The following is a 25,230-nucleotide window of genomic DNA, read 5'->3' on the forward strand; positions in this document are numbered from 1 at the left end:
GCCCAAGCATTGAGCCAGGTGCAGGAAGCCTCTCACTGCGTTCGTGATGACTTTAGGCGATATCAATTACAAATCCACTTACTCTCTGCCATAATCGAATACACTTCATTATCCCCAATAACAATATGATCCAATAAACGTGCATCCACCAACTCAAGTGCATCTCGAATGCGCTCTGTGGCGGCAATATCCTGCTGACTGGCATCTGATACACCGGATGGATGATTATGCGCCAGGATAAGCGCTGCAGCATTAAGCTGCAATACCCGCTCAACTATAGGACGTGGATGAATAGTGGCTGTATTAATAGTTCCTGAAAAAAGCTCCTCATAAGCAATAATGCGATGTTGGTTATCCAAAAAAATGGCGGCAAAGGTTTCATTTTTATAATCACGTAATCTTTTCTTTAAATAAGCATAGGTTTGTTTGCTGTTGGTAATTTGGCTTTCCTTTTGTAACTGAATAAAATCACTACGCCGGCAAATTTCTTTAACTGCTTGTAATTGAGCAAAGCGTACCTCCCCAAGTCCTGGAACTTGCTGAAAATGTTGTTGATTGGCATTGAGTATCCCACGTAAATCCCCCAAATGCTTAAGTAAGTCCGTGGCTAATTGTAGACAGGAGCGCTTCCCACTGCCAGAACTGATGAATATAGCTAATAATTCGGTATCGGAAAGGCTGTGTACCCCATTGGTAAGTAAGCGTTCACGCAGATTTAACTGCCGCGTTGTTTGGACAAACGTCATTATGTATTCCTTTATGCGAGTTTTGCTCGGCTATTTTTATCAAAAATAAATAAACATGCAATATTTTTCCTTTAAGATTTAATCTTAATGTTTGAAATTTATCGAAAATCCCTTTCTGCCGGTCTGATTTTCTAGTAGCTTAATGTAGGTTTATTTGAAAAAATTATTTTCAGAGCAGAGCATGGATGAGTTTAGACTATTGAGTAAGGACGTATGTTTATGAGAATTAAACTTAATTTAACTCGGTTATTAGCTAGTGTTGGCATGGTCTTACCGATAAATTTCGCGCATGCCGGTATTCCAGTATGGACCTTTACCCCCTTAACTGCCATCAACGTTATGGTTCCAACGAATGGTTCTTCGATTATTCAATATCGAATTACTAATCAGGCAACTCGTACCCACACTCTAAAAATGAAACCTGTTGTTGGCGCAAGCCAAGATAGCAGTGGAGTAGAATATTGTGCTCCTCTTTTTACTTTGGCACCGCAGCAATCATGTATTTTAAGTATCAATGTGGATGGAAGCAAATTACCCGCAGGTGGTGTTCGCGGAGGACCTATTGTGTGCAATCAGGGGAATCTTAATCAATGTTATCGTCCAGGGCGTCCGGATGAAATGGTGCTACAAAGCACAGGGGCACCAGGACAAGCGGTTTTAGAATTTAGCATCAGCAATATGGCACTAAGTGTCACCGGCCTTACTGAGCAGGGAATTGTTGGAACGCCAAGCTCAGGACATCAACGAACACTTGCTATTAGGAATACTGGCACAATTACTGCCACGGATGTAACTTATAATTTATCCAGAAACTTACCTATTGGTTCAACTATCGGCCCATCAAGCTGTGGAAATATTCTACCTAAAAGCGCTTGTGTGTTAACGATTACTCCGGGAGCTACTCCAAGTGCTGCCGTTGGAGATACTTCTGCTACCCCCATTGTATTAACTGCTGTCTCAAGTAATGGAAGCACAGCCAGAGCAAACCTTAGTATTTTAACCTACGGCAGTGTTTACCAATCAGGTTATGTTTTTGCTTTTGATGATTCAACGCCAACAACTCAAAGTGTCGGTGGCAAAGTTGCGGCTTTGGAGGATGCTCAAGGCTCGCCAATAGTTTGGGATTCCAGTAGTAGTTGCAATGATACGGATCAAAGTTGCATTGTCACAGGGGCTCTTAGTAATAGTAATGGTGCCAATGTAGCAACACCTATGCCAGGAGATACCTATATTATTGTCTCGACGTTTAGCAATCTCGTTCCTCCTTTAGCCACATCAACCTATGCTGCGGGTCTTTGTATGGGCTTTATTGATGGTTATAGTGATTGGTATCTACCGGCAATCTGTGAAATGGGCTATAGAACAGCTGATGGCTCCGGGTCAACCTGCGGTGATACCCCAGGAATTTTGCAGAACATGCAATATAGCCTATTTGATTACAGTAATTTATCACTAATGTATGGTGCTTATTGGAGTTCTACCGAATATTCTGTTTCTCCTCAGTACCGTGGTGCCTTTGATCAGTTTTTCTCTATGAATGGTCAATATCAAGACTTAGGTAATAAAGATGCGGCTTATGGTGTCCGCTGTGTGCGTGCAATAACCTAACTAGTGAGCAATAGCTTTTAATCATTTGGTATTTCTTTATTGCATGGTTTATGTTTTGATCAGCATTATTTTTTTCAAAACGGTAAGCCATGCAAGATTTCACAGGTAAAAAAATTATTTTAGGCATTTGTGGCGGGGTAGCGGCTTATAAATCAGCTTACTTAGTCCGTGACTTAACCCGTCTAGGGGCTGAGGTTAAGGTAGTTATGACCGCATCCGCGCAACAATTCGTAACCCCATTACTGATGCAAGCATTATCGGGTAATGAGGCGCGTACTGATTTGTTTGATGCCCAGGCTGAACGCGCTATGGGGCATATTGAATTGGCGCGCTGGGCTGATCATCTGGTTATTGCTCCAGCCTCCGCCAATTTTATGGCAAAAATGGCTCATGGGATTGCCGATGATTTATTATCCACTTTATACCTGGTTGCCGAAGTACCAGTTTTTGTTTGTCCAGCTATGAATCACAGTATGTGGTCGCATCCTGCAACTCAGAGCAATTGTAAGTTATTAGAAAGTCGCGGAGTCATTCTGGTAGGGCCTGAAGAGGGCTCACAAGCCTGTGGCGAGTTTGGTTTAGGTCGAGTTAGTGAGTCTGAGCAAATTATCAGTGCCTTGCGTTTGCATGGAGTGAAACAATCATTATCTGGAAAGAAAGTGCTCATTACGGCAGGCCCTACACGTGAATCTATAGATCCCGTGCGTTATATTAGTAACTACAGCTCCGGTAAAATGGGATATGCGATGGCTGAAGCTGCAGCAATGGCAGGGGCACAAGTCACTTTAGTAAGCGGACCTTGTGAGTTGACTGCATCTGCTGGAATTAAACGGTTAAAAGTTGAATCAGCCCAAGAAATGCTGGATGTGGTCATGCATGAATTACAGGAAGGCAGTATTTTTATTGCTACTGCTGCAGTAGCTGATTATCATATTCAATCCCCAGCAACAGAAAAAGTAAAGAAAACCGAGCATTCCGAGTTAAGTTTAACATTAACGAAAAACCCCGATATTTTAAGTTCGGTAGTTGAAACAGGTAAAGCCTCTTTTGTTATGGGATTTGCTGCGGAAACCACCGATTTAATCCACTATGCTCAAGATAAACTAAAGCGAAAGAAATTGAATATGATTGTGGCTAATTCCGTAGGGAAAGGACTTGGTTTTGAAAGCGAAGTAAACCAGGTGACGGTCATCACACCAAGCAAACAAATTGCTTTGCCTTTAACCCATAAAACACGATTAGCAGGCCAAATTATTGCAATTCTTGCCGCATCTCTGCACAATGGCGCCTGAATATAATACGACATTACGATTTAGGAATAATGATAATGCAAGCAATTCAACTGAAAATTCTGGATTCACGTATTGGGCAGAGCATCCCTTTACCTACTTATGCAACTGATGGCTCGGCAGGCCTGGATTTACGTGTATGTATTAATGAGCCAATGCAAATTGCCCCTCAAGAAACTGTTTTACTGCCTACGGGGATTTCTATTTATATTGGCGATCCGAAATTGGCCGCGGTGATTTTACCACGTTCTGGTTTAGGCCATAAAAATGGTATTGTTTTAGGTAATCTGGTTGGCTTAATTGATTCAGATTATCAAGGAGAATTAAAGATTTCCTGCTGGAATCGTAGCAGTGAGCATTTCACCATTAATCCAGGTGAGCGCATTGCCCAGTTGGTATTTATTCCCGTTGTACAAGCTGCATTTGAACTTGTTAATGAATTTACCGAAAGTGCTCGCGGTGAAGGTGGCTTTGGCAGCTCTGGGAGACATTAATGCGTTACCAGAAACGGCCAATTTCTCGTTCTGTTTTTCGGGCTTATGATATAAGAGGTATTATTGGTCAAGAATTGGATGAGCATGCTTTTTACAGCATTGGTTTGGCCATCGCCTGTCGTTTGCATGCCTTGCAACGTCAACAGATTTTTTTAGGACGTGATGGGCGATTAACAAGTGCTGCTTTGGCTTTAGCGCTGAAACAGGGTTTACTTGAAAGTGGCATCGATGTGATTGAGCTTGGTATGGTTGCCACTCCTGTAATGTATTATGCAACACATACTCAAGGAATTGATTGTGGCTTGATGGTGACTGCAAGCCATAATCCTGCAGATTATAATGGCATCAAAATGGTCTTGGCAGGCAAAACGTTGGTCCAAGAAGATATTGATATTTTGTATCATTTAATAGCTGAACAAAAGCGAGTGCATGGGCAGGGTAAAGAATCAGTTGTCGATATGTTACCCAAATACATGCAACGGGTAAAAAGCGACATCCAGATTAAACGTCCATTAAAGGTTGTGGTTGATTGTGGAAATGGCGTTTCCGGGCCAGTCATTCCTAAGGTGCTAAGAGATTTAGGTTGTGATGTCATCCCTTTGCATTGTGAGGTTGATGGGCATTTTCCCAATCATCACCCAGATCCCAGTATTGCCGAAAATTTGGTGGATTTGCAAACAGCAATTGCACAGCATCAAGCCGATTTAGGCCTAGCCTTTGATGGGGATGCTGACCGCCTAGGTTTAGTCACGAATGCAGGCGAAATAATTTGGCCTGATCGCTTAATGATGTTTTACGCACGTGCGCTTCTTGCCAATCATCCTGGTGCCACCATTGTGTTTGATGTTAAATGTTCTGCTCATCTAGGGGCAGAAATTAAAGCTGCTAATGGCGTGGCTAAAATGTGTCCCACGGGCCATTCCATTGTGAAGCAAAGGATGCGCGAAGAGGGGGCTATTTTTGCCGGCGAAATGAGCGGGCATTTGTTCTTTAAAGACCGTTGGTATGGATTTGATGATGCTTTATACAGCGCATGCCGATTATTGGAAATTATTAGTGCTTCCGATCTTAGAGTAAGTGAGCAATTTGCTTTAATTCCTAATAGTGTCAATACGCCGGAACTCAAAATTCATATTGCGGAAGAAGAAAAATTTTTGTTCATGCAACGCTTTGCCGTACAGGCAGAATTTACTGGGGCAAAAATTGTTGCAATTGATGGATTGCGGGTAGAGTTTCCTATGGGGTGGGGATTATTGCGTGCCTCAAATACTTCTCCGAGTTTGACTGCCCGTTTTGAAGCGGTTGATTTGGCTGCATTGGAGCAGATAAAGCAATTATTTAAAAACGAGATACAGCGAGTAAACCCGCATTTAAAACTTCCATTTTAACGCTTATGTCATTCAGAAGATCCCTCAGAATGTTTGGATGGTATTGTTTGGCGCTGTACCACATACAACATTACTTCTAACTGCTGCTGATTTTGAATGCGTGCAGGGATTTTTTCATTTTGAATTAATTGCAAGTGATTTTGCTCCACCAGTTTTTTTACGTAATCTGGGTTGTGGCTAAAACGAGCGCTGCTTTGCAAAAACCAGGGGTCTTTTACACTAATTTCAGTAGTAAAAATAAAATAACCTTCAGGGGTTAAATGCTGCTGTACCGCATGCATCAACGTATCTAACTCACCAAAATAGGGGAGAACGTCGGCGGCGACAATCAAGTCATAATGGTTTTGATTAGTGTTAAAAAACTCAATAAGTTCTGATTCAATTAATTCGTCATAAATATGTTTTTCTTTGGCTTGTGCCAACATTTTGGGGGCGATATCTACTCCGGTTAGACGTTTGCTTAATTCGCGAAGCACTACGCCTGTCAAACCAGTGCCACAGCCTAAGTCCAGTGTTTGAGTATTTTCAGGCAGCTCGAGTCGGTAAATAATCCGTGTAATATGCTGGGGGATTGAATAATTCAAAGTACCTTGCATGTGTTGGTCATAATAAAGAGCATAATTATTAAATAAATTGTGGGAATACTCAGGTGTTGTTTCTGCGGTGGAGTTGCCTTCAATTGCATGCAGCATGTAACTGCTTACTCTATCATCGGGATTTATAACTAAAGCTTGACGCAAATACTCACGCGATGTTTCACGTTGCCCCATACGCAGATAAATTGCGGATAAATTATTTAAGGAGGCAGTATGGCTCTTATCTAAACGCAGAATGTGCTCAAAAAAGATAATGGCTTCATTTAAATGCCCTAGGGCCATTTGAGCCACGCCGGAGTTGTAAAGATATTCAATATTATCAGGATCTTTTTGCAGCAACACATCATAATGCATAAGGGCATTTTCAAAGCGGTCATGATGCATAAAGGTTGCTGCTAAATTATTACGGGCATCAATATTATCATTATCTAGGGCGAGTGCCTTACTAAAGTAGTCGACAGCTAATTGATTACGCTCTCTTTTTAGAGCTACCACGCCCAGATTAGTAAGGGCTTGTATTTGCTCATTGTCTTGCTCTAAAACCGATTGAAACGCCTGTTCTGCTTCATCAAGGGCATTATTTTCCAGGTGTAAAATCCCTAAATAAAAATGGGCTTCCATGTGGTCAGGAGTTAAGGTAATGACATTATTAAATTGAACTTTTGCCGCCTCTAATTGATTGTTTTGTAACAAGAGTAAACCTAAATTAAAATGTGCTGCACTGAAATCAGGCTCCGCATGAACGGCTTTAGTATAATGTTGCAATGCTTTGGGGTAATTATTTTGTAAGGCATAAATGGTTGCCAGATTATTATGAGCTTGAGCATAATCAGGGCTTAATTCAATGGCTTGCAAATAATAGTCAACGGCTTTGTCCAATTGGTGTATTTTTTTATAAGCATTTGCCAAATTATTCAATACTGTAGCATCCTCTGGATTTAAGGCATGTGCTTGGGACAAATAAAGAATCGCATTATGCATATCGCCGGACTGAGCATAGGCCAGCCCCAAAAAGAGTAGCGTATTTAAATGCTGCGGGTTTTTAGTCAGTATTTGCTCATAAATACAAATAGCAGCGGGTAACTTCCCCTCATGTTGGAGCTTATAAGCTTGAGCAAAGAGTCCTTCTATTTCTGCGTTCATGATTAATTCTGGATAAGTAGGCGCAATTGTTGTAATGCTTGTGCGCGATGACTAATATTATTTTTAAGTTTAGCAGGTAACTGGGCTGCTGTGCATTGGTATTCTGGCACATAAAAGATGGGGTCATAACCAAAACCGCCCTCACCGAGCGCGTTAGCATGGATTGTTCCTTTAAAAATACCCGTGGCAATCACCGGAGTAGGGTCTTTCGCATGCATTACAAAAGCTATGGCACAATAAAAATAGGCTTGGCGTTGCTCTCCATGTAAATGTGCCATGTTTTTTAATAATAAGTCGATATTTTCTTTATCAGTAGCATTGTTGCCTGCATATCGAGAAGAATAAATTCCAGGCTCTCCATTTAAAGCAGGAACCACCAATCCGGAATCATCTGCAAGCGCTGGTTTTTGAGCATAAAAGCTGGCATGACGGGCTTTTATGAGCGCATTTTCGATAAAGCTTAAACCATCTTCTATGGCGTCGTTTATGCCTAAGGTTGTTTGTGATACACAGTGAATAGGCGCCAAAAGGGCGTTTAACTCATTAATTTTCCCTTGATTGCTGGTGGCTAGAACCAGTTCGTTTATTTGAATGGTCATAATTACAAGTTTTAAAGGTATTTGATTTTATTGTGAGTTTAACCTGATCATTTACAAAGCGGAACTGAATTTTTTTATAGTTTAGGTATATAATGTGCAAGACGAGGCCCCTTTAGGGATCATTAATGAGGTTTTTCATTTTAATACTAGGATGTTTTCTTATGAACACTACAACATCAGCGGATACACCTAATCTTCATGATAATGCTTATGATTATTCGTTTCATACACTTATTGGAGACAAAGAATTACCTTTAGAAATGTTTCGCGGTAAGGTGGTAATGGTTGTGAATACCGCATCGAAATGCGGCTTTACTCCTCAATACGCACGCTTAGAGAAGCTTTATGAAGAGTATAAAGATAAAGGTTTTGTGATTTTGGGCGTGCCCTCTAATGACTTTGGTAGCCAAGAGCCAGGTGCAGCAGAAGAAATCGCTAATTTTTGCCAGGTTAATTATGGTGTTTCTTTTCCAATGGCTGCGAAAGAAGTAGTTTCAGGAAAACAAGCGCATCCCTTTTACTTATGGGCTAAACAGAAATTAGGCTTTGGCACTGCACCGAAATGGAACTTCCATAAGTATGTGATTAATCGCAAAGGCGAACTGGTTGATTATTTTTATTCAACTACTTCTCCTGACGCCCCACGCTTAATTAGGGTAGTGGAAAAGGCGCTTAAGGAAGAGGCATAACTTTACTGGCTCGTAAAACATTATCTAATGGTGGAAAAAGCGTAGGCTGTGCTGCCGCAGCAAAACTCCCAGGGGTGGCTTCCATGCTGGGCTTTTCAGCCCAGCCTACATCAACTGAGCATCTAAGTTGGTGAATCCATTTAGGCATTTTCAATGCTGAATTTTCTCATTTTTTACACAAATTGGTGTTTAAAAATTAAACTTTGTATCTAGCTTTGTTACAGGTTTTTTGCTAAAATAAGATTTTGATTCGTTGTGCCTAAACATGCCATTTTCTCATCTTATATTAGCGCTGATTGTCGTTTTTGTCTGGGGATTAAACTTCCTCTTTGTCAGCATCGGGCTTACCGAGATCTCCCCTTTGCTGCTCTGTGCCCTGCGCTTTCTTGTTGCGAGTGTTCCCGCTATTTTTTTTGTTAAACTACCAAAGAAATCTTTCAAAATGGTGGCTTTGTATGGTCTGGTAATGTTTGCTTTGCAATTTGCCTTGCTCTTTATTGGTATGAGCTTTGGTATGCCTGCAGGAATTGCGTCAATTCTCATTCAGGTACAAGTTTTCTTTAGTATGTTTTTTGCAATCTTCTTCTTGGGAGAGCAACCCAACATCGGGCAAATCATAGGCGCTTTGGTTTCATTTTCCGGTATTGCGTTAGTTGCCATGCACTTTGACCATGATATTTCTTTAATTGGCTTTATATTTATTTTGGCAGCGGCTGCGACTTGGGGTATTGGCAATTTAATTACCAAACAAATTAAGACCGAGCATGTTAGCATGATCTCACTTATTGTTTGGGGCAGTTTTGTCGCTTGTATTCCCATGTTTTTGATTTCTTTAATGGTGGAAGGTATTACCAATTTTACCTATACCTTTGCTCATTTAACTTGGAAAGGTGCAGGAGCGGTACTTTACATTGTCTTTGCGTCAACCTGGGTTGGCTATGGTTTATGGAATTGGTTAATGGCTCGTTACCCGGTTGGTATGGTGGCTCCATTTACTTTGTTAGTTCCAGTAGTTGCCATGGTAAGTTCAGTGTTCTTTTTGGGTGAGCCATTTTATATGTGGAAATTGGTTGCAGGACTATTGGTGATTAGCGGTTTGTGCATCAATATTTTAGGTTCTCGATTCTTTGCAGTAAAAACACCTGTCAGTGTGGATGCGGAAGCGGCCTGATTTTCTTATTGGGATGCGTTATCATAGGCTATTTTAGAAAAATAGGTATGGCTGTGAGCGAATTAAAAAGCATAAGGCTCTGCGCCGATGATTTCGGGTTAAATTCTGGAGTATCCCAAGGTATTCTAAAATTAGCACAATTGGGGCGTTTGTCTGCAGTAAGCTGTATGGTAAACATGCCCGCATTTCCTAGCTATGCTGAAGAGTTATTGGCGTTACAAGGTCGAGTACAGATTGGCTTACATTTTAATTTAACCGAAGGCTGCTTCTTGTCTATGCCTAATCGTCCATGTTTTTCGCTTAATGAATTACTTATTAAGACCCATCTGGCTTCCATCAAACTATCTTTTATTGCCCAGGAATTTAAGCAGCAATTGGCACAATTTGTACAGGTGATGGGGCGACTTCCTGATTTTGTTGATGGCCATCAACATGTGCATCAATTTCCACGTATACGCAAAGTTATTGTGGATCTTTATGAAGAGCAATTAAGGCAGCAGGGGGCATCGATTCGTTCAACTTATCCTACAGTTGATGTGAGACAGTATCGGTTGAAAGCAAAAATTTTGGCAGTGACTGGGGGTAGGGCTTTGCGTGCAGCTTTAGCTAAGGCGGAAATTCCTCATAATGCATATTTTTCAGGGATCTATGACTTTGCAGCGCATACTGATTATCGCAATTTATTTCGCAGCTGGTTGGATTCTATATCCGCTCCAACCTTAATTATGTGTCATCCCGGTGAGCCTTGTAATGAACCTGATGTTATTGCTGCTACGCGTAATATCGAAATGAATTATTTTTCCAGTAATGAATTTTTACAGGATTGCCAGGAGTATGGCGTGACCTTAGATGCTATAATTTGAATCTTAAGTTCGTTATGCTAGCAGCAGGATAATTGGCCCCTATTATAAGGATATAATCATGAATACTGATGCATCTATTCTATTTACCCCCTTTGACCTAAGAGGACATCAATTAAAAAATCGTCTGGTTATGGCTCCGTTAACGCGAAATCGTGCTTTGCATGGCAGTGATGCACCGCATGCATTAAATGCTGAATATTATGAGCAACGCGCATCAGCCGGTCTAATTATTTCCGAAGCCACTCAAATTTCACCAACGGCGAAAGGCTATGCTTGGACTCCAGGAATTTATTCTCCCAAGCAAGTTGCTGGATGGAAACTAGTCACTGAGGCAGTGCATGAGCAAGGCGGAACTATTTATGCCCAATTGTGGCATGTAGGGCGCATTTCACATCCCAGTTTACAACCTGGAGGGAATGAACCTGTTGCTCCTTCTGCATTAACCCCCGTAGGACAAAAAACCTTTATAGAAACCGGTATGTTTACGGATATTGGACAGCCAAGAGCCTTAAAATTAGAGGAGCTGCCGTTAATTATTGAGGATTATCGTAAGGCGGCACGTAATGCAATGGAGGCTGGCTTTGATGGAGTTGAGGTGCATGGGGCAAATGGTTACCTCCTCCAGCAGTTTTTGTCGGATGGTGCAAATCAGCGTACGGATAGTTATGGAGGTTCCGTTGCGAATCGCTTACGTTTTCCATTAGAGGTTATGGAGGCGGTGGCGAGTGAAATTGGTAGTCATCGCACCGCAATCCGCTTATCGCCTGTAGGCTCTATGAATGGAATTACAGAAACGTCACCCCAGTCGGTTTATTTTCCTTTGGTGCGTGAATTAAATCGTTTAAATTTAGCTTATATTCATGTTATTGAAGGAACCACTGGAATCTCGCGTGACTTCTTGGGATTTGATTTTCATGCCTTACGCGATGAGTTTCATGGCCCTTGGATGGTAAATAATGGTTATACCCGGGAATTAGCCATTGAGGCTATTGCTTCGGGTTATGCTGATTTGGTGGCGTTTGGTAAAGATTTTATTGCAAATCCTGATTTAGTCGAGCGTTTTCGCCTGAACGCGCCACTTAATCAAGGGGATCGCGCCACTTTTTATGGTGGTGATGAAAAAGGGTATATTGATTATCCAACCTTAAGATAGTTTGTTTTTCATAAATCAAAATCAAGGATTTTTAATGAGAATATTATTGTTGATGCTTTTTTGCATTCCCCTGCTTGCTGTGGGTAAGGAAGCACCTAATGAGGAAACCTTATCTCGATTGCAAAAATTATGCCGCGAGGATACGACCCCGGAGCTGCGTAAGTTGTATTGCCAATTAGCTAAAGATTATCGTACGGAGAAAAAGCGGGTGGATTCTGTTGCGCAAAAGGATAAAAAGGAAACAGGGAAGGAGCAGGTGAAAGAAAAAGCTTAAACCGAGTACGAGGCACCGTAGCCTGGTGCTTGCAACCAGGCTACTCCTGTTGGGTAATTAATTTAGTTAATCACTCCCTTTATCAAGAGCATATGTACCCGTAAAGTTAAGCGTTACAATCCCAAGTTGATTACTGGATCCTGAGCTACTAGTAGTTGAATTATTATTATTCGGCTTAAACGCTGAGGTATAGCGGATATCCATACCAATGGTTGCAAAATCATCCAAATAAGAACCAATTCCTATAATTCCTTGCGCAGCAAAACCATTATTTGAGGTGCTTATCGTTGTAGAAAACGTACTGCCTAAAGCATTATATTGATTACTTGTGAAATTGGCTTTGTTTTTGATGATTGCTCCCCCTAAACCAACGCCAATATAGGGAAACATCTTCACGTTTGGATCACTGGAAAGAAAATCATAAAATACGTTAAACATGCCATAAATACCGGTGGTATTTCCATTAAAACCCAAGCCAATACCTTGGTCATTACTTATAATTGCAGGACAGGTTCCTTCTGGTCCCATAACATTAGGACTAATTAAAGTACATGAGCCAACTTTTAATTCCCCATAATTATTAATATTAAAAAGAAATTGTCCTTCCAAGCGTACGGTATTTATGCGGTATCCAAGAGAAAACCCCGCGCCTCCGCCAATAGGGCTTAACGTAATAGGATTTGTGCCTGAGAACGAGAACTGGCTATTATTAATATTGAAAGTAAGGTTGGGATTGGAAATCGTACGACTGATTTGTCCAAAAAGCCCCAAATAAATACCTTGAACCGGGTCTAAACTAAACGCTTTGGAGCTTATGGTTAGCCCTACTATAAATCCAAATTTAATGAAATGTTTCATTAGAAATCCTAATCTATCCTGATAATAAAAGAATAAAAATTCCATCGGTCTACGGGGTTCTTGACCAAGGAGGGCTATTTCTTAACTGGTAAGGCAATGGCCGTTTAGGGAGGTTATACGAGACTTTATTTAGATGCAAGCTTTTAATTTTATGGATATCTTTTTATTTTTAGATAAAAAATCAGTGAGATGTTTTACATTATTTTTTATACTACCTACTGAAAACCAGAATATGGGGCTAAATAGACCCAGGAATAAAGCGCTGTCTCTATGACATCTTTTTACGTCGCAGGCGTATAGATGTGTAAAAGATATCGCAATGAATAGGAAGGGACATCTTGGTTGATATTTTATGGATCTCTATGGGCGCGATTATTGGCGCTAATTTGCGTTATTTGGTGAATCGTTTCTCGTTACGCTATTTGTCTGCGGATGTTCCTTATGGAACGTTTATCGTAAATTTAACCGGAAGTTTCATCTTAGGTTTTTTTCTGGCTTGGAGCTTCGGACGAATGGAACTAGACCCTAAATGGCGTGCTTTTGTTGCTGTTGGATTTTGTGGTGCTTATACTACCTTTTCGAGCTTTAGCTATGAAACCTATGCCTTAATTGAACAGGGGAGTTATGGCCTTGCTGCTATGAATTTTATTTGCAATAATCTTTTTTGCCTCATTGCCGTAATTGCGGGAGTGATTCTTGCGCGAGCAATTTAGCGTGGCAATTAAAACATGGAGCTTAACGTAAGGATACGCGATGAATTGTATGAAGGTTTCTATCTACATTAATGAATCAGATAAATGGAAGCATCGTCCTTTGCATTTAGAGCTTATGTCTATGTTGGATGAGGAAGGGATTGCTGGTGGGACTGTATTACGTGCCATTGCCGGTTTTACTTATATGAAGCCTGTTGAAACGGCATCGTTTGTAGATATTGGCGCTCATTTACCCTTGGTGGTCCAATTTATTGATACCGCCGAGCGCGTCGAGTCGATTTTACCTAAGATAAAAGAAATGTCAGGAACCCGGCTGGTTATTCGCGAGCCGGTAGAGGTAGTGAATGGAATGTTAGCGACAGGCCCAATATCTTGATAGGATGAAGCTGTAAGCGGAAACTAAAAATAAAACCAAACCTAGGGCCAATAGGTAATTTAAATGAGTATAGCGTAGCACGAGAAAATAAAGCCCCTCATTAATTACCCCAGCGGAAGCTGCTACCAAAAAAAAATGAGGTAGGCTTAGTACCTTTTGGTCATGCAGTTGTGAAAAAGTCAGATATTTGTGACCAAAGAAACTAACATTAAATGCAGTAAAAAAGGCAAAAATATTGGCTATAAGCGCATGTGTGTGCGCAAAATTTACCAGTAAAAAAACAATGCTCAGATGGGTTGCAGCCGCAGTAGCCCCAATTCCTGCGTAATAAACCAGCCGGTGCTTTAACTTAAGTTGCGCTTTCATCAAAACTGGCTTCCTCATCAATAATATAATGTGGTCGATGTTTTACTTCATCAAAGACCCGTCCTATATATTCGCCGACCACCCCTAAAGCAAAAAGTTGTAAACCACCAAAAAAGGTAATTGCGGTGACTATCGTAGCCCAACCTGGTGTTTTAATACCGAAAATTAAGGTGCTTATAATGATCCAGGCAGCATAAAGTATTGCTAAGGTCGCAACCCCAATACCTCCAAGTGCAATTAACCGCAGTGGAAATGCGGTGAATGAGGTGATGCCCGTAATGGCCAAATCAAGTAGGGAATAAAAGTTCCACTGAGAGGAGCCTGCTTTACGTGGTTGCACCTCAAAGGGAACCGCTACTTGTTTAAAGCCTACCCAACTGTATAAGCCTTTCATAAAACGGTTTCGTTCGGGTAATTTTTGCAAGCCATCCACTATTTTGCGGTCTAATAAACGGAAATCCCCGGCATTTGCCGGAATATTGACGCGGTTTATTCGGGAAGTGAATTGATAAAAGGTTTTTGCACAAGTACGTTTTAGCCAGGATTCATCGGAGCGATTCTGGCGTACTGCATAAACCATATCATAGCCTTCTTCCCATTTGGCCACAAACTCACCTAATAGTTCGAGTGGGTGTTGGAAGTCCCCATCCATTAAAATTACGGCATCACCACGGGCATGATCCAATCCTGCACTAATCGCTTTCTCCTTACCAAAATTACGGCTAAAGCGTAGATAGCGAAAAGAATATTTGGTTCTTAATTGTTGAATAATTGCTTGAGTATTATCTTGGCTGCCATCATCAACAAGCACTATTTCATAAGTATACGTAAGTTGCTTGAGGGTGGCATCGAGTGCGGCAATAAACTCGGCAATAATGGTTTCTTCATTATAAACCGGAACAACGCAAGAGATTAGTTTAGTTCGAATTAGTGAATTGGGCATGGCGTTGAGAGCTTCTAATACTTCATTTACTTGGGAGCCTATTTTAACCTGAATCTGTGGTTCTCGTAAGTAAATTTGTAATTTTACTCTGTAATTTATTAATAAGAGCAAAAAGAATAATATTAGATATATTAATGATCACATTTTTAACGTAAAATCGCGCCTATTCTGAGCTTCGGTAGACAAAGAATGCCTTTTATTGATCTAAGTTTATTAGCTAATCAGCAAACAACCCCATTTTTCTTAGATAAAAAGATCGCAAAATTTTTGTATGAAAGCAATAAAACTAAATTGTTGCCCCCAGTTTCTTTATCAATAAAAATTGCTAAAGATGAGTTCGTATTTAGCCATCAATTGGTTAAATCTGCAGCTAATCAATGGCATATTTTAGAGCCAGAGCCCGTAGGTCAAGGCGAGTTTGGCGTGTCTTATAAGTCAAAATATAAAATTACTCTAACGAAAACGAAACATGATTATCAGGCAGAGGTTACTGCAACGAATGATATTGCGAAAATACAACACGTTGGTTCGCGCTCCATTACCCATGACGAGCTAGTGAAAAGTACACTGTATGAAGCTCATTTTCAACGACAGCAGCACGTCCGAGTAAGCTCTGTTATCGATACGAAGCAGGAAGTAATTACCGTGGTTGAAGATTGTGGTCCTAGCCTTGATAAATTATTACCTTTTAAACCGGAAGATGCGCTTTTCCCTTTTATGATGCGCGTGGAGGTTGCCTTACGTATTACCAATGAAATGTCCATTCTTCAGCAACGGGGAATAGTGCATCGTGATCTTAAGCCGGCAAATATTTGTTATAAAGAAATTCCTGAAGATACTCAGCGCCGTATTCCCGCAGGGCAATTTCAAATTATTTTTATTGATTTTGGTTTGGCGAAAAAACTAGAAAATCGCAGTGCTCTTGTTGTAGGAACTCTAGGTTATATGGCTCCTGAGGTACTTGCTGGCGCAGAGTATAGTTATGCGTCGGATATGTATTCTTTGGCAGGAGTTCTTGCGGAAGTTTTTGGTTGTAAGAACACTCTTCGTAATAAGGAAGCATATTCACTCTCCCAACTTATTGTTAATGCACCCTATAATTTAGATGACATATTTTCTGATTATGATGTTTCGGGTGTGGATCCATTTTTGTTAAATGACATTAAAACCTTAATTAATAAAATGCACTCCCCAAGCCCTGAGCAGCGTCCAACGATTAATGTGATCAGTAAATTTTTTAATTCACTTCGGGGCCGGATGGATGCCTATGCTAAATTTAAAGACGATTGGCTTTTATTAACGAAAGAATTCGAATGTCTTGAGAACAATTATTTGCATTTGCATTTATTAAAAGAAAAGCATAGTTTAGAACCTAATAAGGCAAGTAAGTTTAATGTCGCCTGGCCAGCAAGCAATTTATTTAATCGAGCTATAATTCGCACGAAAGAGGAAATTTATCAGTCGTTATCGCAATTGACTAAAAAGCCTAAGTCTCACTATGAATTGGCATGCCGGTTGGTCAATGAAAACCGGGTAGCTGATTTTGATGAAGAGGATTATCCCTATCCTTTCTTAGATACAGCGATTGCTAAATTGCGCGACGAAAACCAAAAATTGGAACGCGCTTTAAATTGCTTTAATCATCATGCTCAGATTTTGGGGGATGTAAACAAATTCCGAGGCAGCAATAGTTCAGGTATCGCTGATATTCTTAAGATTTTAAACTCCGATAAGTCGCCTATAGAAAAACTATGTGAATTAAAGGAGTTAGGACGCCTAAAAACGGAAAATAGCTGGGCAAATTATTATAGTCGCTTGCACTTTTTTGGTAAGGGCCGTCATGAAAAGGTAGAAGAGCTATATCAAAAGTTGAATAAATTGACTTTGGTTCAAGATGTGCGCCAGGAGGTTTATATTGAAGAACAGCAGTTTGAGGATCTTAATAAATTTATTAGCGATAATACCTTTACACATTCTTAATTAAAAAGACGTCATCCTAATGAAGTACGGGCGAGGGCCCCCGCTTATAAATAAAAGGGGACTTTAGAAGCCATACCCATAAGGATTGCGTTTTTTTCCATGCGCCCTTTTTTCAAAATGCTGATAATCCTGTAAGTCAAACCAGTCACCAGCCCAATCCCAGCCCTGTTGCGTAAAGAGTTGATATACAATATCTCCCTTAACAATTTGCCCTGGAGCGGGTTGAGTACGATCAATGTACGCTGTTCCTTCAGGCGGTAATACAATATGGCCTTTAACGTATGGATTCATTAATGGGTTAATGTCAATGGCACGACCGTAGCTATGCTGAGAATACTCTCCCGCACGCCCAGTAACTTCGCGGCAATTAAAAGCAGAAGTATTATTGGCCGCCATCGAGGCTGCATCATCACCATAAAAAGCATCCATCAGTTCCATACGCTGAATGGGGAAGTGATGCTGATAGAGCTCTTTAAAAATAGCAACGACTTCCTGTGCCAGTTCTTGATTGACAATCAGTTTTCCTGTATGTGGTTTATTATCAAACCCCCAATAGCTGAGTTGGATATAAGCTAACTGTTCCAGTGGCACAGGGCAGCCTTCATGCCAAGTATAGTGTTGCATTTGCGTTGCAATTGTTGCTGGAATGGGGGTTATTTCGCTATGAAACACAGAATTTTCCTCGATTGTGGAGGCAAAGACAAAGGATGTAACACTCATTGCTATAGCCAAGAGAAAATTTTTTTTCATGATTTAATTAGCAAGCCAATTAAAGCAAGGAGATATAAAAAGTATAGTCTAACTTTTAGCAATACAGCTGGCTGGCTATTTTATCGGTAATGCAAAACGAAAAACAGCTCCCTTGCTGGGAAGATTTTCCACCCAGATTGTGCCTTGATGCGCTGAAATTATTTTCTCGCAGATTGATAAGCCTAAACCTAAACCATGCTCCTCCAAAGCCTCTTTACTGCGATAGAATTTTTTAAATAATTCATCTTGCTCTGCAGCATCAATTTCCAGCCCCATGTTTTCAATACTTACAATCAGATTGATGGTTGTAATTTGCGCAGAAAGGCGAATTTGTGATTTAGGATCGGAAAATTTAATGGCATTATCGAGCAGGTGCATGAGTACTTCTTGAATGTATTGCGCATCTACATTAATTAAGGGCATATGTTCGGGTATGGTTAATTTTATGGGTCTTTTTTCAAAAAGCTCACTGGAGATTTTGAGAGCTGCTTCGATAATTTCTTCTAAAGAGCAGAGCGCTTTTTTCAGGTTAACTCCTTCGGTTTCCAGACAAATCATTTGATAGAGATTATTGTTTAAGTGATTTAATTTATTTATCTCATGGTCCATGTTGCTTTCAATAACACTTAGCTTCGCTTTACGATTGTTTTTTAAGCCGTTTATGACATTTGTCACACTTTTGAGTGGGAAACTCAAATCATGATAAATTGATGTCAATAAGGAGATGCGGGCGCGATCTCGCTCCATTTCCAATTCTTTTTTGCGATTTTTTTCATGTAACAGATCAATTTCTAAAGCCAGTGACATTTGATTTACATAAGAATCGAGTAATCCACGTTGTTCTGGAGTAAACAACTGTTGATCTTTAGATTGCACTCTTAATACGCCAATTACTCCGGAGGCGCTGGCTAATGGCAAATAAAGTGCCTTAGATAAAGACAGGGTATCAGTACCCATTCCTGCAGGTTGCCCCATGTCAAAAACCCATTGAGCAATGCTTTGTTCTTTTGCATCAAGCCTCATTGAAGCGGGAAAACTAACTTGGACTGCGAGTTGATTTTTTTTAGGCATCAATGCCATAACATCACTATCAAAGGTATGAGCAATATACTCTACACCAAAGTTTAGTAGCTTTTTAATGCTACGCGAACGAATAAGTTGACGACTAAACGCATATAAGGCAGTTGTTTGGTGTTGCGTAAAGCGAGAAGACTCTTCCTGATGACGAAGGAGAATGGTTAAATAGCTAATCGTTTGTGACACTACAAGCATAATTATCAGAGTAATAAAAAACTGGATGTCGCTGATTGCAAAACTGTAGCGTGGCGATATGAAAAAATAATCACACATAATAACGCTAAATAAGGAAGCAAAGAGTGCAGGGCCTCGACGTCCACATAAGGAGATGAAGGTAACACCTAGCAAGTAAATCATAATAAGATTTACCGTGTCCAGATAGGGTTCTAAGGCAAAGTTGAATAAGGTTATCAGCGGTAGAACCACGACGGCTAAGCCATAAACTTTCCAGGGACGTTTTCGCAGAGGAGCTTTGGTTTTTGGGGATGCTGATTTTGAGTTATGCCCAGTAATAATATATATATCAATATCCCCACTTTGGCGTACAATTTCATCTGTCAAATTTCTATAAAACCAATCGCGAATACGGGTTCTGATATGTTTCCAAATCATAATTTGAGTGATGTTTTGCTCATGGGCAAAACGTAATATTTCTTTGACAATATCAAATCCGGACAGCACGTGAGTTTGTGCACCTAACAGTTCGGCTAAACGTAAATTTTTAATTGCCTGCCCGCGTGCTCCACTATTTTTTTGTGGTATATCAATATAAACAGCGACCCATTCTGCTTGCAGGTGCGTAGCTAATTTTTTTGCCGCGCGAATTAGTTTCATCGTTTCGGGATTAGGGCCGACGCAAACCAGTATTTTGTCTTTTATGGGCCAAATCTCTTTAACGCCCTCTCCATGTCGGTACCATAAAACATCGGAACCTACTCGTTCAGCCGTGACGCGTAATGCTAATTCGCGTAAAGCGATTAAATTACCTTTACGAAAAAAATGTTCACGGGCGAACTCTGCTTGTTGGGGAATATATATTTTCCCTTCTTGTAATCTTTTTAATAAGTCTTCCGGAGGTAGGTCAACCAACTCAATGGTATCGGCGCGTTCAATCATGGAATCGGGAACTGTCTCGATAATTGGAGCATGAATAATTTGTGCTACATCATCTTTTAAGCTTTCAATGTGTTGTATGTTTAAGGTGGTATAGACATCAATACCGCGCTCTAAAAGCTCTTTAATGTCTTGCCAGCGTTTGGCATGGCGTAACCCAGGAGTATTAGTGTGAGCCAACTCATCTACTAAAATTAACCCAGGATGACGTTGGAGGGCCGCATCAAGATCAAATTCGTCATAAGTTTTCTCGCGATAAGGTACAGGTTTGCGCGGGATAATCTCAAAATTATGCAGAAAACTTTCTATTTCTTCTCGCCCATGGGATTCGGCAATTCCAATAACTACATCAAGCCCTTGCTGTTTTTTTTCATAGGCATCATGGAGCATCTCATGGGTTTTTCCAACACCAGGTGAGGCGCCTAAATAAATTTTGAGTTTTCCATGATGTTCTTGACGTTCTTCTTCCGTTATTCGCTGTAATAAATGATCCGGGTTAGGGCGACTTTGGGGCATTACTGCTCCTTAAATTATCTAAGGCAATATTTAACTCCAAAACATTCACACGCGGCTCGCCTAAGATTCGCCATGTTCTTAATTTGCTGTATTGTTCCACTAATTGATAGACATCTGCTTCAGGAAGCTTACGTATTTTGGCAATTCGTGGCACTTGGTAATTGGCAGCATAGGGGCTAATCTCGGGGTCAAGACCACTACCTGAGGCGGTCACTAAATCAATAGGTACTGCTTGCTCATTTTGTGGATCCACTTGCTTTAAGTGCATCATCCTTTCTTTTACTATAGACAAAAAATTAGGATTTGAAGAACTGAGGTTGGATCCAGAGGATGCCGCGCCATTATAGGCATATGGTGCTGTGGCAGAAGGGCGACCCCAAAAATAACGTGCATCGGAGAATGGTTGTCCTATTAGTTTTGAGCCAACAAATTGATTATTTTGTTTTATTAAGCTGCCATTGGCTTTCCAAGGGAAAAAAATCTGGGCTAGTCCTGTTACGGTGAGTGGATAAATAAAGCCTGTTAAAATGCTGAGTAAAATAAGCAGTATCAATGCGGTTTTCATTTGATTTATTGCTTCTTTTAACATGGCGAGTCCTTAATATTAAATTGGGCTTAGGTGTATTGCCTTTAGTGCCGTTAAAATCAAGTCGATGAGTTTTATGCCGATAAAAGGAACAATTAATCCACCTAAGCCATACACTAAAACATTATTGCGTAAGAGCTTGGCTGCTTCTACATGGCGATATTTCACTCCCCGTAAGGCTAGAGGGATTAGAAAGATAATAATGAGGGCATTAAAAATCACTGCAGACAATATGGCGCTTTCAGGAGTGCTAAGCTGCATAATATTTAGATTATTTAAGGTAGGGTAGGTGCTAGCAAATGCGGCCGGTAAGATAGCAAAATATTTAGCGACATCATTGGCAATACTAAATGTAGTTAGCGAGCCACGAGTCATTAACAATTGTTTGCCAATTTCTACGACCTCGATTAACTTTGTGGGATTAGAATCTAAATCAATTAAGTTTCCTGCTTCTTTGGCGGCTTGCGTACCTGAATTCATCGCTACGGCAACATCTGCCTGAGCTAAGGCAGGAGCATCATTGGTGCCATCTCCAGCCATGGCAACCAAATGACCTTCTGTTTGCAATTGGCGAATCAGTTTAAGCTTTTCTTCTGGTTTGGCATTCGCTAAAAAGTCATCGATACCCGCTTCTGCTGCAATGGCTGCGGCGGTTAAGGGATTATCTCCGGTAACCATAATGGTTTTAATACCCATACGGCGTAATTCGGCAAAGCGTTCCCGAATGCCTCCTTTGATAATATCTTTAAGATGAATAATGCCTAAAACTTGTTTATTTTCCAGAACGACTAAAGGAGTTCCTCCCTGACGGGAAACCTGCTCAACAATTTGATGTGCTTCCTGAGGGAAATTGCCATTAATTTCTTGCAAATACCATTCAATTGCTTGGGTGGCTCCTTTCCTAATTTGTCTTCCTGGCAAATTAGCACCGCTCATCCGGGTTTCGGCGGTAAAAGGGATAAAACTTGCTTTTAACTCGCTAATATCACGTCCACGCAAGCCATATTGTTCTTTAGCTAAAATAACAATACTTCGCCCCTCAGGGGTTTCATCCGCCAGTGAAGACAGTTGCGCTGCATCAGCGAGTGTTTCCAGGGTAATGCCTTCCAGAGGAATAAACTCAATGGCTTCGCGATTACCTAAGGTCACTGTACCGGTTTTATCGAGCAGTAATATGTCCACATCGCCTGCAGCTTCTACCGCGCGTCCGGACATGGCAATAATATTGGCTTGAATCATGCGATCCATGCCGGCAATACCAATGGCTGAGAGTAAGCCGCCGATGGTGGTTGGCGCAAGACAAATAAAAAGAGCGGCTAAAACGGTGATACTGATTACTTTACCAGAGCCCGCGCTGGTAACGCTGTAAATAGAAAAAGGAAGAAGCGTGGCACAAACCAAAAGAAATACAATCGTTAACGCTGCAAGCAAAATGGTGAGCGCTAATTCATTAGGTGTTTTTTGTCGTTGTGCTCCTTCAACCAGGGAAATCATTTGATCTAAAAATGTTTCCCCCGGATTGGAGGTAATGCGAATAACTAGCCAATCAGAAATTACCTGGGTACCTCCGGTAACGGCGCTACGGTCGCCACCACTTTCACGAATTACTGGCGCACTTTCACCAGTAATAGCACTTTCGTTGACCGAGGCAATTCCTTCAATCACTTCCCCGTCGCTGGGAATAAAATCGCCAGCTTCTACTAATACAATATCGCCAGCCCGTAAACAGCCTGAGCGGACATGGGTAATGGCTGCATCTTTTTTAGGCTTTGCTAATTTTTTTGCCTGAATTTCATGGCGAGCTTTTCTTAATGCTTCGGCTTGAGCTTTTCCACGTCCTTCCGCCATACTTTCTGCAAAATTAGCAAAAAGTAGGGTAAACCACAGCCATAAAGTGATTGTTAATATAAAACTAGGAGCCGCCTCCCCTTGACCCCACCATGATTGAATAAATAAGGCAGTCGTTAATAGTGAGGCGATATAAACCGTAAACATAATAGGGTTACGGATCTGGTATTGGGGGGTTAATTTTAAAAATGAAGCACGTATGGCGAGCTTTACAATATCACTACCCCAAAAGGAGAAACGATGCATTTTAAGATCCATAATGTCCCCATAAGGTTAAATGCTCCACAATTGGCCCCAGTGCTAAGGCCGGCAAAAATGAAAGGGCGCCTACCAGAAAAATGATGCAAATAAGCAGAATAATAAACAGTGGGGTATGGGTGGCCAAGGTCCCTGTGCTTTGAGGAATTATCTTTTTTTGCGCTAGAGAGCCAGCAAGTGCGATCGTAGGTATGGCAATCCAGTAACGCGAAATCAACATGATGAGACTACCCAGTAAATTATAGAACGGAGTATTGGTATTAAGCCCTGCAAAAGCGCTGCCATTATTATTGCCCATAGAGGTGAATGCATAAAGAATCTCGGTAAAGCCATGCATTCCGGGGTTGGCAATAGCGCTTAATCCGCTTGGAGTTACGACCGCGATTGCAGTTGAGATAAGAACAATAAGCGGCATAAGTAGCACAGAAATGGATGCCATCTTCATTTCATAGGGTTCAATCTTTTTGCCTAAATATTCTGGGGTACGGCCAACCATTAAACCGGCGATAAATACCGTAAGAATGACAAACATCAACATGCTATATAAACCTGATCCGGTTCCACCAAAGATTGCCTCGTTTAAATGCATCATCCATAGGGGGATTAATCCGCCTAGAGGTGTGTAGGAGTCAAGCATCGAATTGACCGCGCCATTAGATGAGGCGGTAGAGCTTATGCTCCACAGAACCGAGCTTGTGATGCCAAAACGAGTTTCTTTACCTTCCATATTTCCACCAGGATAGCTACGCGCAACTGCATTTGGGCTGATACTCAAGGAGGTTAAGGCAGGATTTCCTTGTTGTTCTGCCATGATGCCTAAGAAGGTAAAGGGGATAAAAATAATAAACATGGCAGCAAGAATAGCCCAACCTTGGCGTTTGTCCTGCACTATTTCGCCGAAGGTATAACAAAGAGCTGCAGGAATTAATAGCAGCGCCAGCATTTCTAAAAAATTACTTAGAGGAGTAGGATTTTCAAAAGGATGAGCGGAGTTAACATTAAAAAAGCCACCACCATTGCTGCCTAATTGTTTAATAGCAATTTGTGAGGCAACTGGCCCCATGGGGATGGTCTGTTCCGTTAGAGGTTTTGTTGCGGTTTGGATATTATTATTTTTGTCTTTAAGGGGGTGTCCTGATGCATCGATAAGGGGTTGCTGATAACTGCTGGTTTGCACCAGGTGGATGGTTTGATTGGGTTTAACGTTTTGAATGACGCCTTGGGAGATCAATATTAAAGCAAAGATAAAGGATAAGGGCAGGAGAATATAGAGGATGCTTCGCACCATATCCACCCAAAAATTACCTAAGTTCGTGCTTTCATGCTGGGAAATACCTCGGCTTAGAGCAACCAATATGGACATACCTGTTGCTGCAGAAAGAAAGTTTTGGGTGGTGAGTGCGAACATTTGTGTAAAATAGCTCATGGTGGTTTCACCGCTGTATGCTTGCCAATTGGTATTAGTAGCAAAACTTACTGCGGTATTTAAGGCTAAATCAGGAGAGGGAGCGACAAGTTGCTGCGGGTTTAAGGGCAGATAAATTTGCAGCCGTTGAATGAGATAAACCGCAAGTATGCCAAAGAGATTAAAGCTAAGCATGGCAGTTAAATAACATTTCCAATCCATTGCTTGATTCGTTTTAATGCGGCAGGCTCGGTAAATGAATAGCTCAAATCGATTGCCAAAGCGATTTAACCAAAAATGTTTTCCCTCATAGACTTTTGCCATGTACCAGCCTAGTGGTTTGACCAGGGCTAATAGGACTAAAAGAAAAACGAGGGTCTGTAATAAACCTATCAATGTAATCATAGAATCCTTTCTAAGAGCTATTT

Annotated in this window: 24 protein-coding genes; 12 read left to right on the forward strand and 12 right to left on the reverse strand. The window is 40.9% G+C overall.

Going from position 1 to position 25,230, the window contains the following annotated elements; translation table 11 throughout:
- Positions 1-62 precede the first annotated feature (62 nt).
- Entirely contained in the window at positions 63-746 is a 684-nt protein-coding gene (gene radC / locus BN3124_RS03175) for a RadC family protein (RefSeq protein ID WP_058533424.1), read from the reverse strand.
- Between the two features lie 219 nt (positions 747-965).
- Between radC and BN3124_RS03180 the strand changes: the two genes are divergently transcribed.
- The 4 genes from BN3124_RS03180 (at position 966) to BN3124_RS03195 (ending at position 5,525) form a co-directional block, all read left to right on the forward strand.
- Positions 966-2,354 carry an Lcl C-terminal domain-containing protein gene (locus BN3124_RS03180; RefSeq protein ID WP_058533425.1) on the forward strand — a complete coding sequence of 463 codons (1,389 nt, stop codon included), beginning with the start codon at positions 966-968 and terminating at the stop codon, positions 2,352-2,354.
- A gap of 89 nt (positions 2,355-2,443) precedes the next feature.
- A complete protein-coding gene (coaBC, locus tag BN3124_RS03185) occupies positions 2,444-3,646 on the forward strand; it encodes a bifunctional phosphopantothenoylcysteine decarboxylase/phosphopantothenate--cysteine ligase CoaBC (RefSeq protein WP_058533426.1) in 1,203 nt (400 codons plus the stop codon).
- A 32-nt stretch (positions 3,647-3,678) separates the two neighbouring features.
- Positions 3,679-4,137: a dUTP diphosphatase gene (gene dut / locus BN3124_RS03190; protein WP_078061472.1), complete on the forward strand. Its 459-nt coding sequence runs from the start codon at positions 3,679-3,681 to the stop codon at positions 4,135-4,137.
- Entirely contained in the window at positions 4,137-5,525 is a 1,389-nt protein-coding gene (locus tag BN3124_RS03195; RefSeq protein WP_058533428.1) for a phosphomannomutase/phosphoglucomutase, read from the forward strand. Before dut ends, BN3124_RS03195 begins: the two co-directional genes overlap by 1 nt.
- An 8-nt stretch (positions 5,526-5,533) precedes the next feature.
- Here the strand turns inward: BN3124_RS03195 and BN3124_RS03200 are convergent, their stop codons facing one another.
- Positions 5,534-7,264, reverse strand: a complete 1,731-nt coding sequence (locus BN3124_RS03200) for a tetratricopeptide repeat protein (RefSeq protein WP_058533429.1) — start codon at positions 7,262-7,264, stop codon at positions 5,534-5,536.
- Positions 7,265-7,266: 2 nt separating this feature from the next.
- Positions 7,267-7,851, reverse strand: a complete 585-nt coding sequence (rdgB, locus tag BN3124_RS03205) for an RdgB/HAM1 family non-canonical purine NTP pyrophosphatase (protein WP_058533653.1) — start codon at positions 7,849-7,851, stop codon at positions 7,267-7,269.
- 173 nt (positions 7,852-8,024) lie between these two features.
- Between rdgB and BN3124_RS03210 the strand changes: the two genes are divergently transcribed.
- Complete coding sequence (locus tag BN3124_RS03210) at positions 8,025-8,552, forward strand: glutathione peroxidase (RefSeq protein ID WP_058533430.1); 528 nt, start codon at positions 8,025-8,027, stop codon at positions 8,550-8,552.
- On the opposite strand, the gene BN3124_RS17060 is transcribed toward BN3124_RS03210, so the two are convergent.
- A complete protein-coding gene (locus tag BN3124_RS17060) occupies positions 8,536-8,700 on the reverse strand; it encodes a hypothetical protein (RefSeq protein WP_155522659.1) in 165 nt (54 codons plus the stop codon). The genes BN3124_RS03210 and BN3124_RS17060 overlap by 17 nt on opposite strands.
- 117 nt (positions 8,701-8,817) lie before the next feature.
- Between BN3124_RS17060 and BN3124_RS03215 the strand changes: the two genes are divergently transcribed.
- From BN3124_RS03215 to BN3124_RS03230, 4 genes are read left to right on the forward strand one after another with little or no spacing between them, the layout of a single operon-like run.
- Positions 8,818-9,723, forward strand: a complete 906-nt coding sequence (locus BN3124_RS03215) for an EamA family transporter (protein ID WP_058533431.1) — start codon at positions 8,818-8,820, stop codon at positions 9,721-9,723.
- Between the two features lie 53 nt (positions 9,724-9,776).
- Entirely contained in the window at positions 9,777-10,586 is an 810-nt protein-coding gene (locus tag BN3124_RS03220) for a ChbG/HpnK family deacetylase (protein ID WP_058533654.1), read from the forward strand.
- 58 nt (positions 10,587-10,644) lie between these two features.
- On the forward strand, positions 10,645-11,739 hold the full coding sequence (locus tag BN3124_RS03225) for an alkene reductase (RefSeq protein WP_058533432.1): 1,095 nt from the start codon (positions 10,645-10,647) through the stop codon (positions 11,737-11,739).
- A 34-nt stretch (positions 11,740-11,773) separates the two neighbouring features.
- The gene (locus tag BN3124_RS03230) at positions 11,774-12,013 is read left to right on the forward strand and encodes a hypothetical protein (RefSeq protein WP_058533433.1); all 240 of its coding nucleotides are present in this window, start codon (positions 11,774-11,776) and stop codon (positions 12,011-12,013) included.
- 66 nt (positions 12,014-12,079) lie between these two features.
- Here the strand turns inward: BN3124_RS03230 and BN3124_RS03235 are convergent, their stop codons facing one another.
- Positions 12,080-12,871, reverse strand: a complete 792-nt coding sequence (locus BN3124_RS03235) for an outer membrane beta-barrel protein (protein WP_058533434.1) — start codon at positions 12,869-12,871, stop codon at positions 12,080-12,082.
- A gap of 338 nt (positions 12,872-13,209) precedes the next feature.
- Between BN3124_RS03235 and crcB the strand changes: the two genes are divergently transcribed.
- Both crcB and BN3124_RS03245 read left to right on the forward strand, forming a co-directional pair.
- Positions 13,210-13,584 carry a fluoride efflux transporter CrcB gene (gene crcB, locus BN3124_RS03240; protein ID WP_058533435.1) on the forward strand — a complete coding sequence of 125 codons (375 nt, stop codon included), beginning with the start codon at positions 13,210-13,212 and terminating at the stop codon, positions 13,582-13,584.
- Positions 13,585-13,624: 40 nt separating this feature from the next.
- Complete coding sequence (locus BN3124_RS03245) at positions 13,625-13,960, forward strand: DUF190 domain-containing protein (RefSeq protein WP_058533436.1); 336 nt, start codon at positions 13,625-13,627, stop codon at positions 13,958-13,960.
- Here BN3124_RS03245 and BN3124_RS03250 read toward each other — a convergent pair.
- Both BN3124_RS03250 and BN3124_RS03255 read right to left on the reverse strand, forming a co-directional pair.
- Positions 13,937-14,326 carry a GtrA family protein gene (locus BN3124_RS03250; protein WP_058533437.1) on the reverse strand — a complete coding sequence of 130 codons (390 nt, stop codon included), beginning with the start codon at positions 14,324-14,326 and terminating at the stop codon, positions 13,937-13,939. The two genes, BN3124_RS03245 and BN3124_RS03250, sit on opposite strands and share 24 nt — an antisense overlap.
- Positions 14,310-15,269 carry a glycosyltransferase family 2 protein gene (locus tag BN3124_RS03255; protein ID WP_058533655.1) on the reverse strand — a complete coding sequence of 320 codons (960 nt, stop codon included), beginning with the start codon at positions 15,267-15,269 and terminating at the stop codon, positions 14,310-14,312. Before BN3124_RS03255 ends, BN3124_RS03250 begins: the two co-directional genes overlap by 17 nt.
- A gap of 189 nt (positions 15,270-15,458) precedes the next feature.
- On the opposite strand from BN3124_RS03255, the gene BN3124_RS03260 reads away from it, so the two are divergent.
- Positions 15,459-17,249, forward strand: a complete 1,791-nt coding sequence (locus BN3124_RS03260; RefSeq protein WP_058533438.1) for a protein kinase domain-containing protein — start codon at positions 15,459-15,461, stop codon at positions 17,247-17,249.
- Positions 17,250-17,312: 63 nt separating this feature from the next.
- Here the strand turns inward: BN3124_RS03260 and BN3124_RS03265 are convergent, their stop codons facing one another.
- The 5 genes from BN3124_RS03265 to kdpA form a co-directional block, all read right to left on the reverse strand.
- Complete coding sequence (locus BN3124_RS03265) at positions 17,313-17,969, reverse strand: M15 family metallopeptidase (RefSeq protein ID WP_058533439.1); 657 nt, start codon at positions 17,967-17,969, stop codon at positions 17,313-17,315.
- Positions 17,970-18,074: 105 nt separating this feature from the next.
- The gene (locus BN3124_RS03270; protein ID WP_058533440.1) at positions 18,075-20,705 is read right to left on the reverse strand and encodes a sensor histidine kinase; all 2,631 of its coding nucleotides are present in this window, start codon (positions 20,703-20,705) and stop codon (positions 18,075-18,077) included.
- Positions 20,686-21,294, reverse strand: coding sequence for a potassium-transporting ATPase subunit KdpC (gene kdpC, locus BN3124_RS03275; RefSeq protein ID WP_058533441.1), 609 nt, complete (start codon positions 21,292-21,294; stop codon positions 20,686-20,688). The genes BN3124_RS03270 and kdpC overlap by 20 nt, the downstream gene beginning before the upstream one ends.
- A 15-nt stretch (positions 21,295-21,309) precedes the next feature.
- Positions 21,310-23,397 (reverse strand): potassium-transporting ATPase subunit KdpB, encoded by a 2,088-nt coding sequence (gene kdpB / locus BN3124_RS03280; protein WP_058533442.1) that lies wholly within the window; start codon positions 23,395-23,397, stop codon positions 21,310-21,312.
- Positions 23,387-25,207: a potassium-transporting ATPase subunit KdpA gene (kdpA, locus tag BN3124_RS03285; protein ID WP_230849057.1), complete on the reverse strand. Its 1,821-nt coding sequence runs from the start codon at positions 25,205-25,207 to the stop codon at positions 23,387-23,389. Before kdpA ends, kdpB begins: the two co-directional genes overlap by 11 nt.
- Between the last annotated feature and the right edge of the window lie 23 nt (positions 25,208-25,230).

The sequence above is a fragment of the Legionella saoudiensis genome (assembly GCF_001465875.1).
Classification (GTDB): Bacteria; Pseudomonadota; Gammaproteobacteria; order Legionellales; family Legionellaceae; genus Legionella; species Legionella saoudiensis.

Bases quoted from the DNA above. Each gene is read 5' to 3' on its own strand.
- radC (WP_058533424.1), bottom strand. From the start codon at position 746: ATGACGTTTGTCCAAACAACGCGGCAGTTAAATCTGCGTGAACGCTTA.
- BN3124_RS03180 (WP_058533425.1), top strand. From the start codon at position 966: ATGAGAATTAAACTTAATTTAACTCGGTTATTAGCTAGTGTTGGCATG.
- coaBC (WP_058533426.1), top strand. From the start codon at position 2,444: ATGCAAGATTTCACAGGTAAAAAAATTATTTTAGGCATTTGTGGCGGG.
- BN3124_RS03195 (WP_058533428.1), top strand. From the start codon at position 4,137: ATGCGTTACCAGAAACGGCCAATTTCTCGTTCTGTTTTTCGGGCTTAT.
- BN3124_RS03200 (WP_058533429.1), bottom strand. From the start codon at position 7,264: ATGAACGCAGAAATAGAAGGACTCTTTGCTCAAGCTTATAAGCTCCAA.
- BN3124_RS03210 (WP_058533430.1), top strand. From the start codon at position 8,025: ATGAACACTACAACATCAGCGGATACACCTAATCTTCATGATAATGCT.
- BN3124_RS17060 (WP_155522659.1), bottom strand. From the start codon at position 8,700: ATGCCTAAATGGATTCACCAACTTAGATGCTCAGTTGATGTAGGCTGG.
- BN3124_RS03215 (WP_058533431.1), top strand. From the start codon at position 8,818: ATGCCATTTTCTCATCTTATATTAGCGCTGATTGTCGTTTTTGTCTGG.
- BN3124_RS03225 (WP_058533432.1), top strand. From the start codon at position 10,645: ATGAATACTGATGCATCTATTCTATTTACCCCCTTTGACCTAAGAGGA.
- BN3124_RS03230 (WP_058533433.1), top strand. From the start codon at position 11,774: ATGAGAATATTATTGTTGATGCTTTTTTGCATTCCCCTGCTTGCTGTG.
- BN3124_RS03235 (WP_058533434.1), bottom strand. From the start codon at position 12,871: ATGAAACATTTCATTAAATTTGGATTTATAGTAGGGCTAACCATAAGC.
- BN3124_RS03245 (WP_058533436.1), top strand. From the start codon at position 13,625: ATGAATTGTATGAAGGTTTCTATCTACATTAATGAATCAGATAAATGG.
- BN3124_RS03250 (WP_058533437.1), bottom strand. From the start codon at position 14,326: ATGAAAGCGCAACTTAAGTTAAAGCACCGGCTGGTTTATTACGCAGGA.
- BN3124_RS03255 (WP_058533655.1), bottom strand. From the start codon at position 15,269: ATGCCCAATTCACTAATTCGAACTAAACTAATCTCTTGCGTTGTTCCG.
- BN3124_RS03260 (WP_058533438.1), top strand. From the start codon at position 15,459: ATGCCTTTTATTGATCTAAGTTTATTAGCTAATCAGCAAACAACCCCA.
- BN3124_RS03265 (WP_058533439.1), bottom strand. From the start codon at position 17,969: ATGAGTGTTACATCCTTTGTCTTTGCCTCCACAATCGAGGAAAATTCT.
- BN3124_RS03270 (WP_058533440.1), bottom strand. From the start codon at position 20,705: ATGCCCCAAAGTCGCCCTAACCCGGATCATTTATTACAGCGAATAACG.
- kdpC (WP_058533441.1), bottom strand. From the start codon at position 21,294: ATGTTAAAAGAAGCAATAAATCAAATGAAAACCGCATTGATACTGCTT.
- kdpB (WP_058533442.1), bottom strand. From the start codon at position 23,397: ATGGATCTTAAAATGCATCGTTTCTCCTTTTGGGGTAGTGATATTGTA.
- kdpA (WP_230849057.1), bottom strand. From the start codon at position 25,207: ATGATTACATTGATAGGTTTATTACAGACCCTCGTTTTTCTTTTAGTC.